Source organism: Mesorhizobium sp. M0207, assembly GCF_040321995.1.
In the GTDB taxonomy this organism is placed as follows: Bacteria; Pseudomonadota; Alphaproteobacteria; order Rhizobiales; family Rhizobiaceae; genus Mesorhizobium.
In genome coordinates this window covers 121242-140503 of record NZ_JAMYSQ010000011.1, presented here as the reverse complement: position 1 = coordinate 140503, position 19262 = coordinate 121242, and the positions used below count along the sequence as shown (strand labels likewise).

Annotated in this window: 24 protein-coding genes and 6 pseudogenes; 14 read left to right on the top strand and 16 right to left on the bottom strand. The window is 60.9% G+C overall.

From position 1 onward, the window contains the following. Window positions 1–1158 precede the first annotated feature (1158 nt). The 3 genes from NKJ15_RS17005 to NKJ15_RS16995 form a co-directional block, all read right to left on the bottom strand. Window positions 1159–1377 (bottom strand): hypothetical protein, encoded by a 219-nt coding sequence (locus NKJ15_RS17005; RefSeq protein ID WP_352542932.1) that lies wholly within the window; start codon window positions 1375–1377, stop codon window positions 1159–1161. 34 nt (window positions 1378–1411) lie between these two features. After that, complete coding sequence (locus NKJ15_RS17000; protein ID WP_352542936.1) at window positions 1412–1657, bottom strand: hypothetical protein; 246 nt, start codon at window positions 1655–1657, stop codon at window positions 1412–1414. Window positions 1658–1901: 244 nt separating this feature from the next. Further along, window positions 1902–2063 (bottom strand): hypothetical protein, encoded by a 162-nt coding sequence (locus NKJ15_RS16995; RefSeq protein ID WP_167522729.1) that lies wholly within the window; start codon window positions 2061–2063, stop codon window positions 1902–1904. 224 nt (window positions 2064–2287) lie between these two features. On the opposite strand from NKJ15_RS16995, the gene NKJ15_RS16990 reads away from it, so the two are divergent. The 6 genes and pseudogenes from NKJ15_RS16990 to NKJ15_RS16965 all read left to right on the top strand — a co-directional run bounded on the left by NKJ15_RS16990 (window position 2288) and on the right by NKJ15_RS16965 (window position 5546). Continuing rightward, the gene (locus NKJ15_RS16990; protein WP_029356805.1) at window positions 2288–2959 is read left to right on the top strand and encodes a Crp/Fnr family transcriptional regulator; all 672 of its coding nucleotides are present in this window, start codon (window positions 2288–2290) and stop codon (window positions 2957–2959) included. 222 nt (window positions 2960–3181) lie between these two features. Next, window positions 3182–3645: pseudogene (locus NKJ15_RS16985) on the top strand (DUF4062 domain-containing protein). Window positions 3646–4162: 517 nt separating this feature from the next. Further along, complete coding sequence (locus tag NKJ15_RS16980) at window positions 4163–4432, top strand: hypothetical protein (protein ID WP_352542933.1); 270 nt, start codon at window positions 4163–4165, stop codon at window positions 4430–4432. Then, window positions 4387–4644 (top strand): hypothetical protein, encoded by a 258-nt coding sequence (locus tag NKJ15_RS16975; protein ID WP_352816374.1) that lies wholly within the window; start codon window positions 4387–4389, stop codon window positions 4642–4644. Before NKJ15_RS16980 ends, NKJ15_RS16975 begins: the two co-directional genes overlap by 46 nt. 225 nt (window positions 4645–4869) lie before the next feature. Continuing rightward, on the top strand, window positions 4870–5298 hold the full coding sequence (locus tag NKJ15_RS16970; RefSeq protein WP_352816335.1) for a putative toxin-antitoxin system toxin component, PIN family: 429 nt from the start codon (window positions 4870–4872) through the stop codon (window positions 5296–5298). After that, a complete protein-coding gene (locus NKJ15_RS16965) occupies window positions 5295–5546 on the top strand; it encodes a hypothetical protein (protein ID WP_023722511.1) in 252 nt (83 codons plus the stop codon). Before NKJ15_RS16970 ends, NKJ15_RS16965 begins: the two co-directional genes overlap by 4 nt. A gap of 192 nt (window positions 5547–5738) precedes the next feature. Here NKJ15_RS16965 and NKJ15_RS33015 read toward each other — a convergent pair whose 3' ends face one another. Continuing rightward, complete coding sequence (locus NKJ15_RS33015) at window positions 5739–6005, bottom strand: Y4oE-related protein (RefSeq protein ID WP_502906918.1); 267 nt, start codon at window positions 6003–6005, stop codon at window positions 5739–5741. 215 nt (window positions 6006–6220) lie between these two features. Here NKJ15_RS33015 and NKJ15_RS16960 point away from each other — a divergent pair, with 215 nt between their 5' ends. From NKJ15_RS16960 to NKJ15_RS16945, 4 genes and pseudogenes are all read left to right on the top strand, one after another. Continuing rightward, window positions 6221–6475, top strand: coding sequence for a type II toxin-antitoxin system VapB family antitoxin (locus NKJ15_RS16960; protein ID WP_352507621.1), 255 nt, complete (start codon window positions 6221–6223; stop codon window positions 6473–6475). Then, window positions 6475–6576, top strand: a pseudogene (locus NKJ15_RS16955) (type II toxin-antitoxin system VapC family toxin); the annotation flags it as partial. The gene NKJ15_RS16960 and the pseudogene NKJ15_RS16955, both read left to right, overlap by 1 nt. 368 nt (window positions 6577–6944) lie before the next feature. Then, a pseudogene (gene adh, locus NKJ15_RS16950) lies at window positions 6945–7388 on the top strand (aldehyde dehydrogenase); the annotation flags it as partial. 3 nt (window positions 7389–7391) lie between these two features. Beyond that, entirely contained in the window at window positions 7392–7757 is a 366-nt protein-coding gene (locus tag NKJ15_RS16945) for a DUF779 domain-containing protein (RefSeq protein WP_352542776.1), read from the top strand. Between the two features lie 34 nt (window positions 7758–7791). Here NKJ15_RS16945 and NKJ15_RS16940 read toward each other — a convergent pair. Continuing rightward, window positions 7792–7965, bottom strand: a pseudogene (locus NKJ15_RS16940) (coproporphyrinogen III oxidase); the annotation flags it as partial. Between the two features lie 448 nt (window positions 7966–8413). Then, window positions 8414–8551 (bottom strand): annotated as a pseudogene (locus NKJ15_RS16935) (exopolysaccharide biosynthesis protein); the annotation flags it as partial. Window positions 8552–8556: 5 nt separating this feature from the next. On the opposite strand from NKJ15_RS16935, the pseudogene NKJ15_RS16930 reads away from it, so the two are divergent. The 4 genes and pseudogenes from NKJ15_RS16930 to NKJ15_RS16915 form a co-directional block, all read left to right on the top strand. Continuing rightward, window positions 8557–8708: pseudogene (locus NKJ15_RS16930) on the top strand (EAL domain-containing protein); the annotation flags it as partial. Between the two features lie 156 nt (window positions 8709–8864). Beyond that, on the top strand, window positions 8865–9947 hold the full coding sequence (locus NKJ15_RS16925) for a sensor histidine kinase (RefSeq protein ID WP_352542777.1): 1083 nt from the start codon (window positions 8865–8867) through the stop codon (window positions 9945–9947). Window positions 9948–10095: 148 nt separating this feature from the next. After that, the gene (locus NKJ15_RS16920; RefSeq protein ID WP_352816333.1) at window positions 10096–10317 is read left to right on the top strand and encodes a spore coat protein U domain-containing protein; all 222 of its coding nucleotides are present in this window, start codon (window positions 10096–10098) and stop codon (window positions 10315–10317) included. Window positions 10318–10543: 226 nt separating this feature from the next. Next, window positions 10544–10996 carry a Csu type fimbrial protein gene (locus tag NKJ15_RS16915; RefSeq protein WP_352816331.1) on the top strand — a complete coding sequence of 151 codons (453 nt, stop codon included), beginning with the start codon at window positions 10544–10546 and terminating at the stop codon, window positions 10994–10996. A 107-nt stretch (window positions 10997–11103) separates the two neighbouring features. On the opposite strand, the gene NKJ15_RS16910 is transcribed toward NKJ15_RS16915, so the two are convergent. The 10 genes from NKJ15_RS16910 to NKJ15_RS16865 all read right to left on the bottom strand — a co-directional run bounded on the left by NKJ15_RS16910 (window position 11104) and on the right by NKJ15_RS16865 (window position 19124). After that, on the bottom strand, window positions 11104–11796 hold the full coding sequence (locus NKJ15_RS16910; RefSeq protein ID WP_352542754.1) for a hypothetical protein: 693 nt from the start codon (window positions 11794–11796) through the stop codon (window positions 11104–11106). Window positions 11797–12445: 649 nt separating this feature from the next. Continuing rightward, window positions 12446–12709: a DUF982 domain-containing protein gene (locus NKJ15_RS16905; protein ID WP_352816329.1), complete on the bottom strand. Its 264-nt coding sequence runs from the start codon at window positions 12707–12709 to the stop codon at window positions 12446–12448. A gap of 292 nt (window positions 12710–13001) precedes the next feature. Next, window positions 13002–13160, bottom strand: coding sequence for a hypothetical protein (locus NKJ15_RS16900; protein ID WP_352816328.1), 159 nt, complete (start codon window positions 13158–13160; stop codon window positions 13002–13004). A gap of 8 nt (window positions 13161–13168) precedes the next feature. Further along, on the bottom strand, window positions 13169–13285 hold the full coding sequence (locus NKJ15_RS33010; protein WP_352923083.1) for a DUF982 domain-containing protein: 117 nt from the start codon (window positions 13283–13285) through the stop codon (window positions 13169–13171). 212 nt (window positions 13286–13497) lie between these two features. Next, the gene (locus NKJ15_RS16890; protein WP_352542756.1) at window positions 13498–13725 is read right to left on the bottom strand and encodes a hypothetical protein; all 228 of its coding nucleotides are present in this window, start codon (window positions 13723–13725) and stop codon (window positions 13498–13500) included. Window positions 13726–14014: 289 nt separating this feature from the next. Beyond that, window positions 14015–14269, bottom strand: coding sequence for a DUF1344 domain-containing protein (locus NKJ15_RS16885; protein ID WP_352542757.1), 255 nt, complete (start codon window positions 14267–14269; stop codon window positions 14015–14017). Window positions 14270–14572: 303 nt separating this feature from the next. Continuing rightward, a complete protein-coding gene (locus tag NKJ15_RS16880) occupies window positions 14573–17227 on the bottom strand; it encodes an ABC transporter permease (RefSeq protein WP_352816326.1) in 2655 nt (884 codons plus the stop codon). Beyond that, window positions 17224–17901: an ABC transporter ATP-binding protein gene (locus NKJ15_RS16875; protein WP_352542759.1), complete on the bottom strand. Its 678-nt coding sequence runs from the start codon at window positions 17899–17901 to the stop codon at window positions 17224–17226. Before NKJ15_RS16875 ends, NKJ15_RS16880 begins: the two co-directional genes overlap by 4 nt. Then, a complete protein-coding gene (locus tag NKJ15_RS16870; RefSeq protein ID WP_352816323.1) occupies window positions 17894–18556 on the bottom strand; it encodes an ABC transporter ATP-binding protein in 663 nt (220 codons plus the stop codon). Before NKJ15_RS16870 ends, NKJ15_RS16875 begins: the two co-directional genes overlap by 8 nt. Window position 18557: 1 nt before the next feature. Next, window positions 18558–19124, bottom strand: coding sequence for a hypothetical protein (locus NKJ15_RS16865; protein ID WP_352816322.1), 567 nt, complete (start codon window positions 19122–19124; stop codon window positions 18558–18560). Window positions 19125–19262 lie beyond the last annotated feature (138 nt).

The following is a 19262-nucleotide window of genomic DNA, read 5'->3' as shown; positions in this document are numbered from 1 at the left end:
GCCGACAAGCGTGAATCCGCTCGGTTCCGCACCGATCGGTACTTCCCGACGGCGAGGTTGACCCGGCACGGGGTGCTCGTCGCATATCCTAATTCCGCTGTCGCATGAATCCCACGACTTCGCTTAGCGAAGCCGAAGTTGATCTCTGCCATCTCCCAGCTCGAAGCATCAACCCCGCATATTTGTGTCGTAAGCTGACGTGCCGCGAATACGCCTTTTTCGGTTGGCGGGCTTTATGGCGGACGCGCAATCTATTCTTGTATTTTTATCAACGTAAACAATGTCGTATGGCGGAGAGGGAGGGATTCGAACACCGCGCTTGGAAAAGGGTCCCTCTCGCGTGCAGGCCGCTTACTCTGGGCGGCAGAGTGCCCTTCCGCGCTTCGCCAAACCTGCCGTGGGAAATGCCTTGCCGTTTTTTCCGGCGGGGCTTTGATCAGATCGTGACTATTAGTGATTTATGCTGGAACTGGTTGCGGAGGTTAGAGTCGGACCTATTTGCGCCGATTAAGAAGTCCCGTCAGCAAACGAACTCGGTTACAGCACTGTATCGGCGGTATCCCTCTACCGACTCGAACCGCGACCGTTTCTTAGTCGCGCCTACCGTTTTGCACGCCCTCCTCTGCCCAGCCGTGGCGGAAGGTTGAACCAGTTGGGCGACTGCTAGGTTCCGGACTGGAGGTAAGGTCGCTCGCTGAAAGCACGGCAGGTGGCATGCGGCACATGCGCGACAACGGCGGCGGAGGGTTTGAGAGGGCCGGAGCCCCGACAGCTTTCGGCAGTTCGAACGATATAGTCGAACTGCCGAAATCGGGGCGCAAAGCTGCCATTAAGCACAAAGATAACAAATAGCATCGGCGATCGGCTGAAGCCGCTCCTTCTCAGTCTGCTGGCGAACCGCGTAACCGGGGCAGATTTCCGGGCGAAGGGGTTTGCAGGCGAGCGCGTTCGTGATTCACCCTATGCGTGACGCTACCACCGACTGATTCGTTTGAAGGCTGTCGCTCGCGGAACTCCGCGGGTTGGTTACTGCGCTGATCGGCGAAGTGCGCGGTCCAAACATGTTCGAAGTGGTCGATCGCAGGGCCGCGTCGCACGGTGCAGAAGGCCATGCATCGTTGATTATGCGCAAACTGCTATCGCGCGCCTAGTCGGAACTCACGCATCGAACAGTACATCACGTCTTCCGTCCCCAGCGCACCGGCGGCCTCCCCGCTCGCAATCCAAATAGACGTCTTTCAGCTGTTTGATTGGCATGTCAGCGTGAGCGAACGCAAGGTCCTGAGCGTCAGAAGCCGACAATGAAGCCGGACTGATTGCGATCAGCACGGTGCCGAGCGTCACAGGCGCGAGGGACTTAACAACTGACATGATCATTTTGAGATCCTCCCCAGCTCCCGTCGGTCAACATTCAGTCCTTGGGGTCGCAGGTGTAGTGCCGTTCGAAGGTCCCGTCCGCGCGCCGCTGCTTGTCGAAGCCGATGTAAGGCTCGATCGCGCGCTCGTGGACCAGCCAAAGGGGATCTCGGCCGAGGTGTAGCCACTGCCGGCGGCCAACCGTTTCGGGATCGAGGCCGAAGCGATCCTGGTGCGCTCGATCGTCGTGCCGGCCGCGCCTGCCTCCGCATGACGGATGGCGCGGCTTCGCAAATCGCACATGATTTCGTCACGTGAGATGCCGATGTCGCCAAGGACGTCATCGGGTAAACGGCTCAACTGGTCCGTTGCCGACAAGAGAGCTTTTCGCTCGGCGCGGAGGCGTAACCACCTGCGAAATGGACCAATGGCGGCAGCATGAATCATAACCATGATCAGATCGTCCCTTCATTGATCTGAATTGACCGGTACGGAACGGCGCGAACGGCACTCCGGGCGAGAGCGTCAGCCGTCCGCGAGGCAAATTAGGCGTAGTGGTCGATGGATTGGTTTTGCCGCGGCGTGCCCATACGGCGGGCGGTGGCTGGCCCCGGGCCACGCATGTAATAAAGCTCCGGGCGGTAGCGCGGCGCGACGAATTTGCGAAACCCCGCAGCAAGTTTTGTGACGGGAGCCAAGAATTTCATGACTGTTCCCTTTCCCTTCGCCGGCTTTCACACGAGCCGGCGGGCCTGACGTTGCAACAAGGATATGACAGTCGAACCAAGCTCGGCTGTGGGAATTCCCACACCGGGGAAAACATTGGCGAAATCCGCTCCCAGTTTGCATCCCGGAAAGCGGGGCCTGCGGCCATCAAATTTCCTTGGATAGGGAGTAAGGTGAAGTACACTTGATTGAACAAGAGACCGTTGTGACAGGCTCTCTGGCCTTCATCTCAAGACTTTGCGATGCCGACCTCGCCGCGCTGACCAAACGGTGGCACGAGCGCAGCTATCGACACAACGAGCTAATCATTTCCCACGGCGACACTGGTCGCGATGTCTTCTTCCTGCTGGAAGGACGGGCTCGCGTGACACTGGTTTCAGCGGACGGCAGGGAGATAGCGTATCGCGATGTCGAACCGGGCGACATTTTCGGGGAGCTCGGAGGCATTGACGGGATTGCACGCTCTGCCAGCGTAGTCGCGCTGGAGGCAACCCGCGCTGCACGGCTGTCCGGCACAGCATTCCGGGATATCGTGATGACCCACCCGACTTTTGCCTGGATGCTGCTTGAGCATCTGTCTGCCCAGCTCCGGCGCATGACCGAGCGGGTATTCGAATACAGCACTCTGGTCGTGCGAAAACGGCTGATCGTCGAGCTCCTGCATCGGGCGGAGAAAGCCGCACTCGTGGACGGCGAGGTGTCCATAAGCCCGGCACCGACGCATTCCGAGCTGGCGGCAACGATGAGCACGCACAGGGAAGCGGTCTCGCGCGAAATGAGCGACCTCGCCAAGAGAGGCCTGATCGAAAAGCGCGGCAGCAGGTTATTGCTGCATGACGTCTCGGCACTACGGGCGCTGGTCGACAAGAAGGAATAGCGAAGGCTGTCGCTGCGGCGGGGGGCACCGCACGTTTCATGCTCCTCGGCCGCAAGTGATTATTCCTTCCGGCAAACCGGGCAACCTAGCGTGCCAGCGCGCGGGTCGGGCTTTGATCGCTTCACCCCTTGCAAGAATCATGACTCGGCTTCTTGATGCGGGCACGGCGTTATCCCCAGCCTGCTTGCAGACTTACAAGGGCGGATCGAAGGGTGAAGCCGCATGGACGTTAAATACCAGATCTTCGTCAGCTCGACCTACGCCGATTTGGTGGACGAAAGACGGTCGGTCATCGAGTCCGTTCTTAACCTCGGGCATATTCCTGTGGGATGGAGGCATTCCAAGCCAGCGACGACACTCAATGGGATTACATCAAGCGGCGCATCGATGACAGCGACTACTACGTACTCATCGTAGCAGAGCGGTACGGCTCAGAGTTGAAGGGTAAGAACTACACCCAGAGGAGTACGAGTACGCCGTCGCCCAAGGCGTGTCTACCGGTGGCGTTTTTGCTCGAAGGCGGTGCTCGCAAGACGTGGGCCGCGGAAAAGGTCGAGTTCGATAAAAAGGCCAAACTCGAGAGATTCCGAAAGCTATATGAAAAGAAGCTCGTCAATATTGGCGCAACAAGGACGATTTGGCGGGTAAGGTTGCGATGGCTATTAGACGTTATGACCGTGGTCTGAGCGGCCGCCCGCCCTTAGTCTTTGCAGCTGTTAAGCAAACGGGGGTTGCTCGGGAGTGCCGAGCCGAGCCCCAAGCGAAGAAAGGACGAGCCATGGAGCAAGATAACGTTTTTTACGTCGGTGTCGATGTGTCGAAAGCCAAGCATGCTGTCGCGATTGCCGAGGGCGGACGCGGTGGAGAGGTCCGGTATTTCTGCGAGGCGTTCCCCGCGCGCCGTCACGGAACGTCGTAGCCGTGAAGCCGAACCGTGCCGGTCCCGTCATCATGAACAAGCGTCACCTCGCCAGTCATCGTGATCGTGTCGCGTTCGGACAGTTTCGCCATCGGCATCGCCCTCGCAAAGGCCGCCGCTGAACTGGACGTGGAAAGCGCCATCATCGACGGTGAGATCGTCGTATTGAACGAGACTGGCCTGTCTGACTTCGGAGCCTTGCGGAAAGCCATCACCCGACGCCAGCACGACCTCTATTCGTCGCCTTCGATCTTCTGCATCTCAATGGTCACGACCTGCGCGACATGGCGCTGGAGGACCGCCGCGAGATCCTTGCCGAGATGATCCCGGACGGTGGCCGTATCCAATTCAGCCAGGCGCTTCCCGGCGAGGCTAAGGCGATCTTCCCACCTGATAGACCAGGCGGGGCTCGAAGGCATGGTGTCGAGGCGCAAGGACAGCAAATACCGGAGCGGCAATTCGACGGCTTGGCTCAAGACCAAAGGCTTACAGCATCGATGAATACGAGTTGCTCGGCGTCGAGCGTGAACCCGGAAAGCCGGCTTTCGCCCTAATGGCCGAGCGTGGCACAGGCCGCTATGTCGGGAGCGACTTTATCACCTTGAACCGGGAGATGCGGGAACGCCTCTGGGAGCGCGTACAGGAGCATTCTGGGCCCGCGCCAAATGATCGGCTAATGCTCATGGACAAGGCCGCCTATCTGGACTTCGTGGTCGAGGTCATCCGCCGATCAACCATATCTCGTGCCGACATGTCAGCCCTGTAATCTTGTCGTTCCCAGGTTTGGCCTCGTCCAGCATGGCATGCCCGCTCTTCTGTGTGTATCGAGGGCATTGAGCGGCGTGATGATCAGCAAGACAAGTTCAGTTGCCGCGCTGTCGTAGTGTGGCGTGCAAATACTTGAGCACTGCGATTTGGAATTCCCAAGCCAGGCAATTTACGAAAAGCTCGGTCCTCTTGCAATATCGCACGCGATATCCAATATGCCTGCATGAGACTGCTTCTTGACACGGCAGCAATGGTGGCGGCGATCCGAAGCGATGCCGGCGCCTCGCGCCAACTGTTGGTGGCGGCTTTGGAACGCCGGCTGACGCTCATCGCTTCGGTGCCGTTGATGATCGAGTACCAGGCGGTCATGACAAGGCCTGAGCACCTTGAGGCTTCCGGCCGGTCGGCCGAGGATGTGAATGCGTTGCTAGATGCCGTGGCGGCCGTCGCCGAGCCGGTTCGCCTTGTCTTCCTCTGGCGACCCGCCGTGCGCGACCCGGACGACGACATGGTGCTGGAAGCTGCGGTAAACGGAGGGGCGGATGCTATAGTGACGTTCAACCTACGCGACTTCGGCAAGGTGGCCGAGCGCTTCGGTATCATGGTCGTGTCGCCGGGCGAGGCGCTGAAACGATTGGAGAAAAAGACATGAGGAGAAGCAATTTCGCACTGCGGCTTCAGCTCTCGCTTTTGGATGAGGCGCGCAAGGTGGCGGAGAGCGAAGGCGTGCCGCTCAACCAGTTCATTAACGTGGCAGTCGCTGAAAAGCTTTCGGCGCTGCGCACGGAAAGTTACTTTCAGGAACGCGCCGCCCGTGCCGACCTTCCCAAGGCGCTGCATATCCTGAAACGGGCCGGCAAAGGGAAGGCGCCGATCAAGGGCGACGAATTGCCGGAGTAATGTACCCCGAGGGGTAGAGCGGTACCGCTCGTACCGGAGTTTGCCTGCGTCCAAAGCGGCCGCCGGGCCGAAGACTGCCGGTCAAGGCTGGCGCAGCACGCGCCACAGCGATGCGGCTCTGGCCTTGACGGGCTGACTTCGGTCCGGCGTTCTCTCGACAAGCAGGCAGTTCCCTCGTCGAACATGATTTCCTTATCGGGAAAAGCCTGGACGAACTCTCTCCGACGCTGCTTCCACTTCGGCAACGGGCGAACCCGCTTGAAGATAGGCGAATACCCGAAACCAGAACCGGTACTCCCGTATCCGCCCATTGCAATACGCCGACACGGCGCACCAGGCGATTGCGGTTGCGGCTGTCTTTCCCCACAGGGCTGTCGCTGCCTCTGCAGCTTCAGGCACGGTCCGTTTCTGCACGGCGGCATCGCGGTTGAAGGCATCCAACAGATTGGGATCGCTCACCGCCCGATGGTGAGACGTGCCCGCCACAAGATACGGTCGTCATCAGCTGCGAACATCCTTCGGCCGAGCAACGGCAGGCAATGACGGTGCGCCGGCTGAAACGAATTTACTATGTCCGCAGCGTCGAATATTACGCCGCCCCGCGCCGTAGCGACCGAGCACTGAAAAAAGCTACACGATAGCGTAATGGTGGATACGCGATTGGAGCTACACATATGACCTTGAACATCCGAAACGACGAGGCTGACAAATTGGCGCGGGAGCTTGCCCGCCTCGACCGCACCAATATCACCGAAGCGGTGATATCCGCTCTCCGTGAGACAATCCGAAACCGGATGCAAAAGGAGCGGCCGCGCGAGACCGCACAGAAGATTCTGGCAAAACATGGCCTGTCTTTCCAACCTGATCGAAAGCCGGTCCCACAAGAAGCCTATCACGACCTGGATCACGATCTGCAGGGCGACGAATAATGTTCGTGGATGCCTGTGCCATCGTGTCGATGATGGCTGGCGAGGACACGGCCGATAGCTATGAAGCCGCCTTGCTGGAAGCGCCCTCCCCCTTCACATCGACGCTCGCCGCGTGGGAGGCGATTATTGTTCTATCCCGGCCGGACCAGCTGAATTGCCCGTACAGCGCCGCCGAGGCGGTCGTGGTCAAATGGCTGGAAGCAGAAGAATCGCGCTTCGCGAGCCAGGATCGCCGCTGCGAGTACTGTCCTATGCCGTCGCGGTTGCCGAAAAACACGGAATTGGCAACGCTACCTCAGCAATTTCGATTGCTTTCACTACGCCTATGCCATGACAATGCGCGCGCCGCTGCTGACGCTCGACGGGCTTTTGCGCGAAACCGAAGTGAAGATCCTGCCACAAAGCACAACGGCCCTTTCCGCGGAAAAAAAGCCATAGCCGGAACGCGCCCCCAGAGCGCGCTGTGTGTATTGGCGATCTGCTGCCGCCGGGCGTGCTCAACATCGTCAACGGCTTTGGTCTCGAGGCGGGCAAGCCACTCGCGTCGTCGCCGCGCATTGCCAAGATCGCCTTTACCGGCGAGACCACGACGGGCCGGCTGATCATGCAATATGCCAGCCAGAACCTTATCCCCGTAACACTGGAATTGGGCGGCAAATCGCCAAACATCTTCTTCAAGGATGTTGTCGCCGAGGACGACGATTTCTTCGACAAGGCGATCGAAGGCTTCGTCATGTTTGCGCTAAACCAGGGCGAGGTCTGTACCTGCCCGAGCCGCGCGCTCATCCATGAATCGATCTACGATACGTTCATGGAACGCGCGCTGAAGCGCGTCGAGGCGATCGTACAGGGCGATCCGCTCGATCCGGCGACGATGATTGGCGCTCAGGCCTCGTCCGAGCAGTTGAGAAGATGACTGGAAACCGGATTAGACTATGCATGCAAAAAAGTTACGGCGACGCCGGAAGCCCCTGAACTGATCGCGGAAATTGTTGCCGAGCACGGACCAGTGCTGTTCCACCAATCCGGCGGCTGCTGCGACGGGTCTTCGCCGATGTGCTATCCGCGTGCTGGCTTCATCGTCGGCGATCAGGATGTGTTGCTCGGCCACATCGGCGACGCGCCCTTCTATATCGGGGCTTCGCAATTCGAGGTCTGGAAGCACACCGACCTCATCATCGACGTAGTGCCTGGCCGCGGCGGCATGTTCTGCCTCGATAACGGACGGGAGAAGCGATTCCTGACACGGTCGAAGATCTGCGCTGTTCAGATCGGGACGTAGCCTTCCCATCCGACTGCAGCCGATGCTCAGACCGCTACCGAACGCCCGCCTTGCCGGTTTCGAAATATTTGTCGAACTTTGTCGCGATGCTCCTGACAAAGGGCCGGCTTTCCGCAGGCACGACGAAGCGGTCACCATCAAGTTCAAGCAACCGCGCAGGATCTTGGAGGGCCGTGGAACTCGCTCGGACGAGAAGTCTTTGGCCGGCTGCGCACCGATATTCTTCCTTGGCGCATCGAGGGCGATGTCCTAGAGGTTGTCGGCAATACACCGGTTTTCGGCGGCGAAAAGGCGATCACTTACGCCGATGCCGCTCTGGTCCTTCGCGCTTTGTGCGTGAAGCGGCTCCGGAGCGGCGACGTCGGCAACTAACACGTGACGCTGCGTAGGTTCCCGTCAAAGCCGGAGGAGCCGGGCACAAGGGCAGCTCGGCTCCGTATCATCCACCCAGTATGCGTCACGATTTGCCCTGATCGCCTCTATTTGCCGCGCCCGACAAAGCGCTTCAGTCGACCTCACCTCGTCCCCTTCGGCAAGACGTGGCGAGCGTCTGCGCGGCCGGCGAATTCATCCAACCCGACCCGCTTGCTGACACTGAAGAAGCAGGGCCAGGTGCCGAAGCGCATGATCCCCGACAAGCCTCGGCTCCTATGGAGCAGCGCGACCCTCCGGCTGCCCGCAACGATCTGGAGCGAGGCCAGCGCGAGCCCGCTGCCGAAAACCACGCCGAACGGCCCCGGGATCGGCGTCAGCGCCGGAATGGCCAGAAATAGGATTGTGAAGCCGATGCCGGTTTGGCGAAACGGGCCTCTCGCCAGGGCGGTTGGAACTCGAAATCACGGAAGGGGTTCTGATCCGCGACCCGACTACTGCGTTGTTCTTCGTCGGCTAAAGTCGTTTGGTGTCAAGATTGCCATGGATGATTTTGGGACGGGGTATGCTTCACTCGCGTCTGGCGCAGAAGTCTGCGGCGCAGGCGAGCGTGCGGGCGTGCAATCAATCGTTCGTCAGATATTTCATCCGCTACTTGGAGACGCGGCGCTCAGCGATGGCGTGGCGTCCGCATCGCTGATATTGTCTCGCCAGACTGTAGGACGGCAGCATACGATGAATAGCGACCCCGAGAATCCCGAGTCCGTTGAACAACTACTCGACGTACCGGACCTCGCCAATGCTTTGGAAAACGAACAGTTCAGAAAATTTCTCGATCAAGTGCCGATTGCGATCGCAGTGTCGGACTTGCGAGGCGACGAACGTGTGGTCTACGCCAATCCCGAATTCGAGAAGCTGTCGGGTGTAAAGGCGGAAGAGCTTGCTCGGGAGGATTGGGCGGTCCTTTCCGCCAGCGGTCTCAATGAGCCGGCGGACCAGTCGCTGACCGAGGCGCTCGCGGACGAGACAGATTTCGTCGGGACGTTTCGGCTTCACCGCGGCGAGGATGAGCCCGCTATCGTGGACGTCTATTCGAATCTCATTCAGGAAGACAATGGCAAAGTCTGTTTTCGCCTCGTTGCCCTTGTCGACGTTTCGGCCCACAGCGAGACTGACACCCGCCAGACCGAGGAGCGTATCCGTGAAAAAGACGTTCAGCTGCGCGAACTACAGCACAGGGTAAAGAACAATTTGCAAATGATTACCGCCCTGATCCGAATGGAAGCTCGAAATGCGGTAGAGCCTGACCAAAAGCGTTTCGACCGCCTGGCAGGCCGCGTCAATGCCCTCGCGATGCTCTACCAAGCACTTTCCGGCGGCGAACCAAAGGACGAGGTCGATCTCGGCGTCTATCTCGGTCAGATCGCCTCGGCAGTCATGACGTCGCATGCTACCGAAGGTATCCGGCTTGATATGAGCGTGGACTCGTACCCGGTTTCGATCAATGTCGCCATGCCGGCGGGACTGGTTGTGAATGAACTGCTGACCAATGCACTGAAGCATGCTTTTCAAGGACGCGAAGGCGGCACGATCACTCTGCACAGCACCGTTGAAGGTGACGGGTGTCGTGTGGTCGTTGCCGATGACGGCATCGGCCTGCCAGCAGGCGAGACATGGCCCAGGCATGGCAAGCTCGGTGCGCTAATCGCGCGCTCGCTTATCGAAAACGCCAATGCGCAATTCCATGTGAGCTCCAGCCCGAATGAGGGCACGAAGGTAACTATCCTGTTCAGGCGGTCCGCCGCCGCCGCTCCGTAGATCGGACCTTGTCCAGACGAACCGCGCTGGTGGCTGGAGAGCGAATTCCAAGACTCTTGCCCGCAGATTTCGACGCGCCTTCTTCGATCGCTGACGGCCGCTAACGTCAGGGGAGCGGGTCCTTCAGCTTGCGGTTTTTGCCTTCGCGGTGAGAGCCGTTCCGCGGCAGCCCTGTTGGATCAGACAGCTTGTGGAGGAGCTTTCGCGTCATTTATTCAGAGCCAGCGCGCCCGTCGACAAGGTCAGTTTCGAGCGCCTGCTGAGTGGTTCGAACGTTCTCAACTATCAGCTTTATTCGGACTCAGCCCGTAGTGTCGTCTGGGGCTCTTACTTCTGGGGTTCCCGGCTGGTGCGCCGGCATTTGAGTTGACGTTGAACGCATTTGGAACCGGCGGAGGGGCCGCAACCATATACGGCGCAGTCCTTGGCAGCCAACCAACGGCGCCCCTGGAAGCTATCTCTCGGCTTTCTCCGGTAGCAATGTCGAATTTCGCTACCGGTATACTTCTTCCAGTTCGTGCAGCACGGGAACGGGCGCGATCTCGCGGCCAAGCTTTAGCGTAACGGCTATCGTACCGGCCAACTGCCTGGTCGCCATGCAGAACATCGATTTTGGATCTGTGGGAACGCTAGGCGCAAATGTCGACGCGACGGGGCAGGTGTCGGTCACGTGCACGCCGGCTACCGCCTGTACTGTCTCCTTGAATGGAGGCACCACCGGCTCCACGCCAACAGCGCGCAAAATGTCGAAAGGCGCGGAAACAGTCACCTATGGCCTATTTAAGGATGTCGCGCGGTTGCAGCCATGGGGTGATGCATCGACCCCGGGAAGCACGGTGCCGGGGACCGGAGACGGTGCGACCCAAAACCTGACCGTCTATGGACGGGTGCCGCCGCAGGCGACACACTGTGGTGGTGACGATCACTTACTGAACATGCCCGGTACCATGTCTTGCGAAATGACCCAAGACGACCCTGTCGGCGCCTCAACGTGCCGAATCTATGGACGGGTGTGCGTGGTGGATAGCCCCGCAGCGCTGCGATCCTGACCAAGAGAAGCCCGCCACCTTGCGGGTGACGGGCCGGCCGCGAGGCCAGGAGAGTGTTGTCAAAGCCTCACGGCCGATTCGACGCTCCCGTTAACGCCGCACTCTCCTCAGCGGCGCGCGATCAGCATGCAAAGCTGACGCAGATCGCTGTCATACGTGCCTTCGCTGCTGAGCACGTCGGCGCAGCGCTTCTTCATGCGAATCAGCTGGCTGCTGGACAGCTGAGCAACAACGCTCGGCGGGGTGCCGGGCGTCCCTGGCGTTCCAGGTGTCCCCGGCGTTCCGGGAGTCCCAGGGGTGCCGGGAACGGCACCGCCACCAACGCCAACGCCGACACCACCCGTGCCACCAACGTTGGCGCCGACCCCCGCTGTAACGCCGCCCGCGCCACCTACATTTGCGCCTGCGCCGGCAGTGACACCACTCCTGCCGCCTATATTAGCGCCTGCCCCAGCGGTCACGCCGTTCGTGCCACCTATGTTGGCGCCAGCACCGGCAGTGACACCACTCCTGCCGCCAATATTAGCGCCGGCACCGGCGGTAATGCCCCTGCTGCCGCCTATGTTAGCACCAGCGCCGGCATTCACTCCGCCGCGCCCACCGATCGAGGCGCCGGCTCCCGCTCTGATGCCGCCACTACCGCCGATCGAAGCGCCGAGACCAGCGTTGATGCCGCCTGGGCCGCCAATTGATGCGCCGGCACCGACGTTAATTCCCGCCGCACTGGAAGGAAATGATAGAGATAAAACAAGTGCACCACCGGCTAAAGCTGTGGCGAAACTCTTGACGAAATTTGCCATGACACTCTCCTTTGATACTTGCCTCATAGTAGCAGTTTCAATGCCCGCTACTTCAGCGATAACGAGCTCAGAGAGTTAGTGGATTGCTAACCCGGAACTATCTTTAAGATTGTCACTTACGATTAGAAAAATATTCTGAAACAATTTGAAATGAATGGAGCGAGTACATTCTCGGCCCAGGCTCTTTCGTATTCGGCGATGAAGTTCACATGAGGGGTGTCACGCGCAGAGGCGCAAGTGTCGAGAACGGCGGGCACAATCGACCTCCTTACGAAGAGGATAACAGTGCCACGCGGCTTCCTACTCCAGAACGAGCACGCCCTCCTCCTTGGCGGCCTCCTGCAGGACTGCACCGCCAGCGTCCACTTCGGTCCCCTCTTGGCCCACTTCATGAGTTCCTCGGCGGCACCCTCGACATGGCTAACCCCGTACCGGATGCCAGGTCCGTCGGTCCTGACGTACACCGGAGGGGAGAACCAATGGGTTGCCATGGGGGGAACTTAGAGCGGCACAGGCCTGCCGACCAACGCAGGTTATAGGGAACGATGTAGGCCCTCGCGGGTTTAGAACTCGCAGCGCTCGGTTCTTCTCTTGGATGTGCAGCGCTGTTGGGGCCCGTCGCCTTTCTCATGGGCGACGGGCCTCTTGGTTAGAACAGTCCGCTGGTTGCCATTGGGGGGAGTAACGCCCCCTCCTCTTTTGCAGCAGCCGGGAATGCCTTACCAGCCACTTGAGGTGACACCTTATCGGCCAGCGCGGCCGTGCAGATACGTACCGCAACGTTCCACCGATGTCCCCGGTTAGTCCACTTCATGAGTTCCTCGGCCGCACCCTCGACGCGGCTGATCGCGACGCGGACACCTGGGTGGTCGGTCCTGACGTAGACCGGAGGGGAGAACCAATGGCGAGACATAGAGGAAACTTAAAGCGGAACCAGCCTGCCGATCAACCCAGGTTGTAAGGGAACGATGTAGGCCCCTCGCGGGTTTAGGGGTTGCAGCGGGATTCTTCGTGATGTGCAGCCGCTGTTCGGGTCCGTCGCCTTTCTCACGGGCGGCGGACTCCTTTCGCGAAGGCGGTGTTGGCCAGAGAACGTTTACCGCAGTTCAAATTAGCTAGTTGTCATTGGGAGAGTAATGTCCCCTCCTCCATGGCAGCGGCCAGGAACGCCTTGCAGCACTCCTCAGGCTCCATCTCGTCGAATATCACGGCGTGGCAAACGCGCAACTGCCGTCCCAGCAAGGGCCACGCTTGGTCCACTTCATCAGCTCCTCGCCGGCTGTCTCGGCGTTGTTGACGTTGCGGATTTCCCCTGGACGCCCGGTCTTGACGGGGACCGGAGGGTTGAACCAGTGGCGAGCCATGAGAACTCCTATTCAGGAAAGATCATGCCCTCCTCCTTGGCAGCTTCCTCGAACGCGTCACGGGCCTGCTGTGGAGACACCTTGCCGCTGATGGCATCATACAGGCGCGCTCCGCCTTTTGCCACTTACCACGCTTGGTCCACAAGACGAGTTCCTCGGCCGCAGCCTGAACGTGGTGGACCCGTAGCGGAAGCCGTCATGCTCCGTCTTGACGTACACCGGAGGTGAGAACCAAAGGATTGCCATAGGCGGAACCTAGGGACGGACTTGCTATGCGGCCAGCTTCCGGTCGGGAGTATTGGTTCTGACGTGGGGGCAACCAGGGAGAGCCATGCGGCTATTCCCGAAGATCGAACGCGACGAACAGGCCAAAGGCTGGTGCAACATCAACAATAAGAGCGACCAGCTCGCAGTCACTTACCACCAGATGTGGCCCGTCGCGGCGCACCGCCGCAATAGTGTCATTGACGGAGACGATTTGGCCCCGACGGGCTTGTAAGATCAGCTCTTCAACAAGCTCGTGGGCAGTCATTTTGCTGGGTCGGCAGTTCGTCCAAATGTTCATACCAGGCCTCCCACCTCAGCGAGAACCCAAGCCGCTATTCTGTAGGTCCCACAAAAAAATCAATGTTCCGATCGTACGAAGTAAAGGGGCGGAACGTTTGGCAGAATTTCTGAGCGGGGATCGGATAACTGGCTCGCGCGAAGAGCCCCCGACCTGCTAATCAGGGAAAGAGCCTGCCCTCCTCCTTTGCTGCCTCCTCGAACGCGTCACCGGGCCTGCTGTGGGGACACCTTGCCTCTTATGGCATCCACACAGGCGCGCTCCCGCGCTCGGTCCTCGTTTTGCTGGTTTATTTGGCCTGATGAATGCTCGAAACCGCCAGCTTGCCGGCCTTGATCGAGTAGGTGACAACGACCTTTTCACCGACCTTGAGCGTCTCGGCCTCGATCCCTTCCGGCAAGATGAACGTCTTGCCGTCGGACAGCGTGATCGAGTCGCCACTCTTGTCGACGCTTGCGATCGTGCCGGTGGTTGCCTTGGCGAAGGCACCGGTCGAGGATGCAAGGGCCAGTACCATTGCGGTTGCGATAACTGATTTTTTCATGTTCGTTTTTCCCGTTTGGTTTCGTTGCGATGCCGAAAGGGCCCGTTAGGCCCTGAGCGGCAACGGTGACGATCCGGAGCGGTAGGGCTTGCCGGATCATTTCTCTCATTCGAGAGAAGATGGATCGAACTTAGGCGGCGGAGTTTGCGACAGGATGGCCGCTACTTTACAAATAGGTAAGCCCGCCGCTGCGCACCCCTGAGGTCAAGCCCGAGGGCAGCCCTTTGCGCGACATCCCTCTATCTCTTTGTTTTGACGCAATTCCGGACGGAAAAACCGTTTCACACTTTTCCTGGAATTGCTCTAGAAATCGCGCAGGTGCTCGGCGTCTCGTCCGGACGAAGGCCTGGCCGACAGGACGGCGGCGACGACCGAAGCGGCGACAAGGCCGAGCACGACCCCAAGATAACCCCAGGGGATCGACAGCGCCTCGGGCGGAGGGTCGAACACGCCAGTCAACAGCTTCACCAGCATCCACGCCGTCAGGAACCCCGACAGCAGACCGAATGCGAAACCACCGACGAGGATGAGGAGGCCTTCGCCCCACAGGAAGGCCGCCAATTGCCGGGGCTTGGCGCCGATGGCGCTCAGTATGGCGAAGTTCCTGCGGCGCTCGATGAACCCCAATGCCAGCATCAGGCCGGCGGCGGCAGCCGCCATGACAACAGAAAACCCCAGTTCGATCGTGGTCAGCCCGCCGAGGTCGACCGCCGTCAGGCTCGAGCCGATGAGATGAGCGGCTTGTGCGATGTCGGCAACCTTCAGCGACGGATCGAAGGAAAGCACCGAAACGGCCTGTCGTGCCAGCGCTGACGGATCGGCCTTTGCCCGCATCAGGACGTATTCGGATGCATCCGACCCGGTCATGCGGCCCACGTAGGCGGCGTTGGCGACGAGGAAGGAGTCCTTCGGCGCGGTCGGAAACTCACGCACAACACCAATGAACCTGAAGGCGATGGGATGGTACTGGTGATCCTTTGCATCCATGAGCCGAAGATTGATCGTATCGCCTTGCTGGAGCTGGAAGTCTTGCACGGTCTCTTCCGACACCAGAACACCGTTGGGAGTCAGGGTGAGCTGGTCGAGCATGCTGGCCGCGCTGGCGCCGCTGAAATAGGCATCGGAAAGGCTCGTTGCGCGTTCGATGCGCATGGGGTCGATGCCATAGAGATCCTGCAGGTCGGCGCCGACATAGGCGAAACGGTGCTGCATGGGCTCTGCCGCTGCCGCCTCGGGCAGTGCGGCCAGCGCTGCCAGATGTGTCCCGGCCGGCCTGCCCGATGTGCCGAAGACGGTGACGTCGGAACCATTGGTCAATTCCGCGTCGATGCGCGCCTGTGCGTTGTAGGTGGTGTTGAAGATCGCGGTCGACGTGGCGAAGGAGATCGCCAGCGCGGTCATGGCGATGCCGACGGTCAGGCGTCCCGATTGCCGAGACAGCGCCGCCGATACGACGTTCGCGAGAGGCCCGGCGACTGGCGCGATGATCGCCCGAAGGCCCGCGCCGTTGCGCGCGATGATAGTGCCCGACAGCCGCACGGTCAGCAGCGCCATGCCCAGCCAGAACAGCGCCGGTGCGATGAACGCCTTGTAGTCCACCGAGGTTGCGGCGACGCCTTCGGGTGCCAGCACGATCTGGTATCCGGTGCTCGCCGACTGCCAGAAGAAGAGCCCGGCTGCCGCGAGCAAAAGCATGTCCAGCCATAGGCGCTGCCAGACCGGCGTCCCCGAGCGGCTGACGGCACGCCGCGCGGCACTGACAGTCGCCCAGCGCGCGTCACGCCAGGCAAGAAACAGAAAGGCGACGAAACCGACGAGCAGCCCGAACAAGGCGACAAGAAGCAGTGTCGGACCGCTCGTGCTCGCCGTTACATGCTGGCCCGAAGCGATGCGGCCGAAGAGCAACGCCGCGGCTATGCCAAGCGCGGTTCCGCCGACAGCGGCGATCGCGGCCTCGGCTGCCGACAGGGACAGGATTGTCCTTGTCGTGGCGCCGCGGACGCGCAGCAGCGCCTGCTCCATCCGCCGGCGCGCCGCACCGGACGATGTGACCGCAAAGGTGAGCGCAATGGCCAGCGCAATGCCGGGCAGCCCGAGAAACAGGAACAGCACGGAGGCGTAAAGTGCGTCCTCGCGGACTGCTCCGAGGCGGGAGCCGAGATTGTCGGCGACCAGAGCCTGACCCACGGTCCGCGCCTCGAGGTTGCGCTTTGCACTGGTGACGAATGTATAGGCCGTGACAGGATCGGTGGGCAGCGCCTCATGGGCGAGCCGAACATGCCATTGCAGCCTGGTGGTGTCGGGGCGCATTTTCTGCTGCGGGTCGAACAATTGCTGCCAGTCCTGCCGTGACAGCACAAGCACATTGTCAGGCGGCGCCTGCGGAGCAGCCTGGGGCGGCAGGCCTACCGCCTGGAACAGCGAATCGGCGTCGGGAAGGTCGATCACGCCGGCAACTTTCACTTCTGCCGGGGGCAGCCCGATTCGCTTGATCGACACCGTGTCGCCGGGGCCGACATGTAGGTTGGCCGCCGTCTGCTGGGCAATGAGAACACCGTCGGTCTTGCCGGAAAGCGGCCGGACTTCGGCCGGAAAGGCCCGGGAATAGCCGCTATCGAAGGCGATGACCTGTCCCGGTCCGGTGGTCTGCGTGGTGCCGCCGGTCTGGGCCTCGAAACCGGCGACATCCGCATAGCGGACCTGGTAAACGGCCTTGACCGGCGTGGCTTCGCTCACCGCCTTACCCATCAAGTCCGGATCGGCACCGGAAATCACCTGGACCTGCCAGTCGATCGGCACGGCCGATATGGCGCGAGCCGTCATAGAGGAGCTGGCGCTGGCCAGAAAAAGCGCCATCGCCGCGAGAAGCGCTACGCTGAGCGCGACGCCCGCCATCGAGCCGGCGATACGAACGAAACGACGGGCGAGTATGCCCCGAAGCCAAAGCAAAAGCATCATGCTGTGACGTTCCACGGCCGACCGGTGACCAGCCGGCCGTGATCCATTGTCCAGCGCGTTGCCATGCGAGCCGCGACCGCTTCGTCATGCGTCGCCACGACCAGCGCCACGCCGGTGTCCTCCAGCCGGTCCAGCACGGCGTCGAAGAAGAATTGCGCCGTCCGGCTGTCGAGCTGCCCGGTTGGCTCGTCGGCAAGAACGAGTTTCGGTCCTGTGGCCAGCGCCCGGGCCATGGCAATGCGCTGCGACTGTCCGCCGGACAATTCCTCCGGCAGTTTGTCGCCAAGCTCGCCGAGGCCAAACGATTCCAGCAGTGCTGCCGCGGTTTCATCCGCGGCGCTTTCGCCGGCCAGCACCATTGGCAGGCCGACATTCTGGGCCGCCGTAAGGGCGGGAAACAGGCTGGGCGACTGGAACACGAATCCGACCTGACGCGGCCGCAGTTCCTCGAACGGGCCGAGCCCGGGCCATTCAATGGTGCCGGTCGTCGGTCTGTCCAGCCCGCCAAGAATATGCAGCAGCGTTGTCTTGCCGCTGCCGGAAGGCCCGACCAAGGCAATGCGCGCGCCCGCCGCGATCTCGCAGTCGACATCGCGCAAAACGGTGATCCGGCCGGCGTTCCCATCATGAAAGTCGCGGCCAAGACCTTTGCCGACAACTAGCGTCCTACTCACCCTCGATCCTCCCGTCTCTCAGACGGATGATCCGGTCGGCTCTTTGCGCCAGCGCTTTGCTGTGGGTTGCGAGCAGCGTCACCAGTCCGGCTTCGCGTCTGGCCTCGAACTGCTCGATCAGCCCTGATTCAGTGTCGCGGTCGACCTCCGCGGTCGGCTCATCGGCAACCAGAATGGGGGGATCCGCGGCCAGCGCCACGGCAAGGCCGGCGCGCGCCGTCTCGCCGCCCGAAAGCTCGGTTGGAAATGCATTTCCGCGATGCGACAGGCCGACGCTTTCCAGCAGGGCGCCAATTCGTTTCTCGTCCTGCTTTCCCGCCAGCAGCATCTGCAAACGGATGTTCTGCTCGACGCTCAGGTGGCCAAACAGGTTGCCGGACTGTAGGAGGATGCCGAAATTGGCGGTGCGAATGCGCGTGCGCTCGGCCTCCGATCGTCGGGTCAGGCGCAGGCCGGCCACCTCGACATGACCACCATCCGGCTCGTCCAGCCCGGTTACGCAGGCCAGCAAGGTGGACTTGCCGCTGCCGGACGGCCCGGTCAGGGCGACGATCTCACCGGGCGACATCTGAAAACTTACACCGCGCAGTGCAGCCGTCTCGTCGTCGCCGATGTGATAGAACCGATAGAGTTCGTGCGCGTCCAGCGCGTGCATCTCACTTCCACCGCAACGAGTTGGACATCAACTGCCACTGGTCGACATTGTCGGCGCCCTTTGGCGCATAGAGTTCGAGCGTGACGAGCTTGCCGTCCTTGAAATAGAGGTAGCGCTCATTTTCCAGGCGGACCTGCCTGTTGGTCACCGCGTTCGGTTCGGAGTTGGACGTGTAGACGATGCGGATTGCCGGCCCCGCCGGCAGCTTGACCTGCTTGACCGCCGTCACCCGGATGGCTCGACCGGTGGATTGCAGCTTCGGAACATAGTCCGCCTTGACGCTGTCGACGGTCGGCGCGGCGTCCGCCTTCGCCACGGAGACAACGACGCCGTCGAGCTTGTCGACGAAGCTGGCGCCGTCGGCATGATCCGACCGCGCCCAGCCCTCCGGCACCTTCATGGTGAAACCTTGCGGCGAGGCATAGTCGATGAAGACCTGCGTATCGGGAATGTCCCCAGGAGGGTTCTTTTCCGCGGGGACGACCTTCTCGGCCGCCAACGCCGGCAGATTTCCGAAACCTGGAATGAGCGCGCCGGCAGCGCCCAGACATGCCGCGACAGTAAGCATCGGCAGGATCCGGCTGATTTTTCGATGAGCGGACATCATTTGAGCGGCCTTTCGAGTTGGCACGGCGGATGCGCTCACTATCGCGCATCAAGCTTACAGGCATGTCGCCTGGTTCATACGGATTGGTAAGCTTGGAGG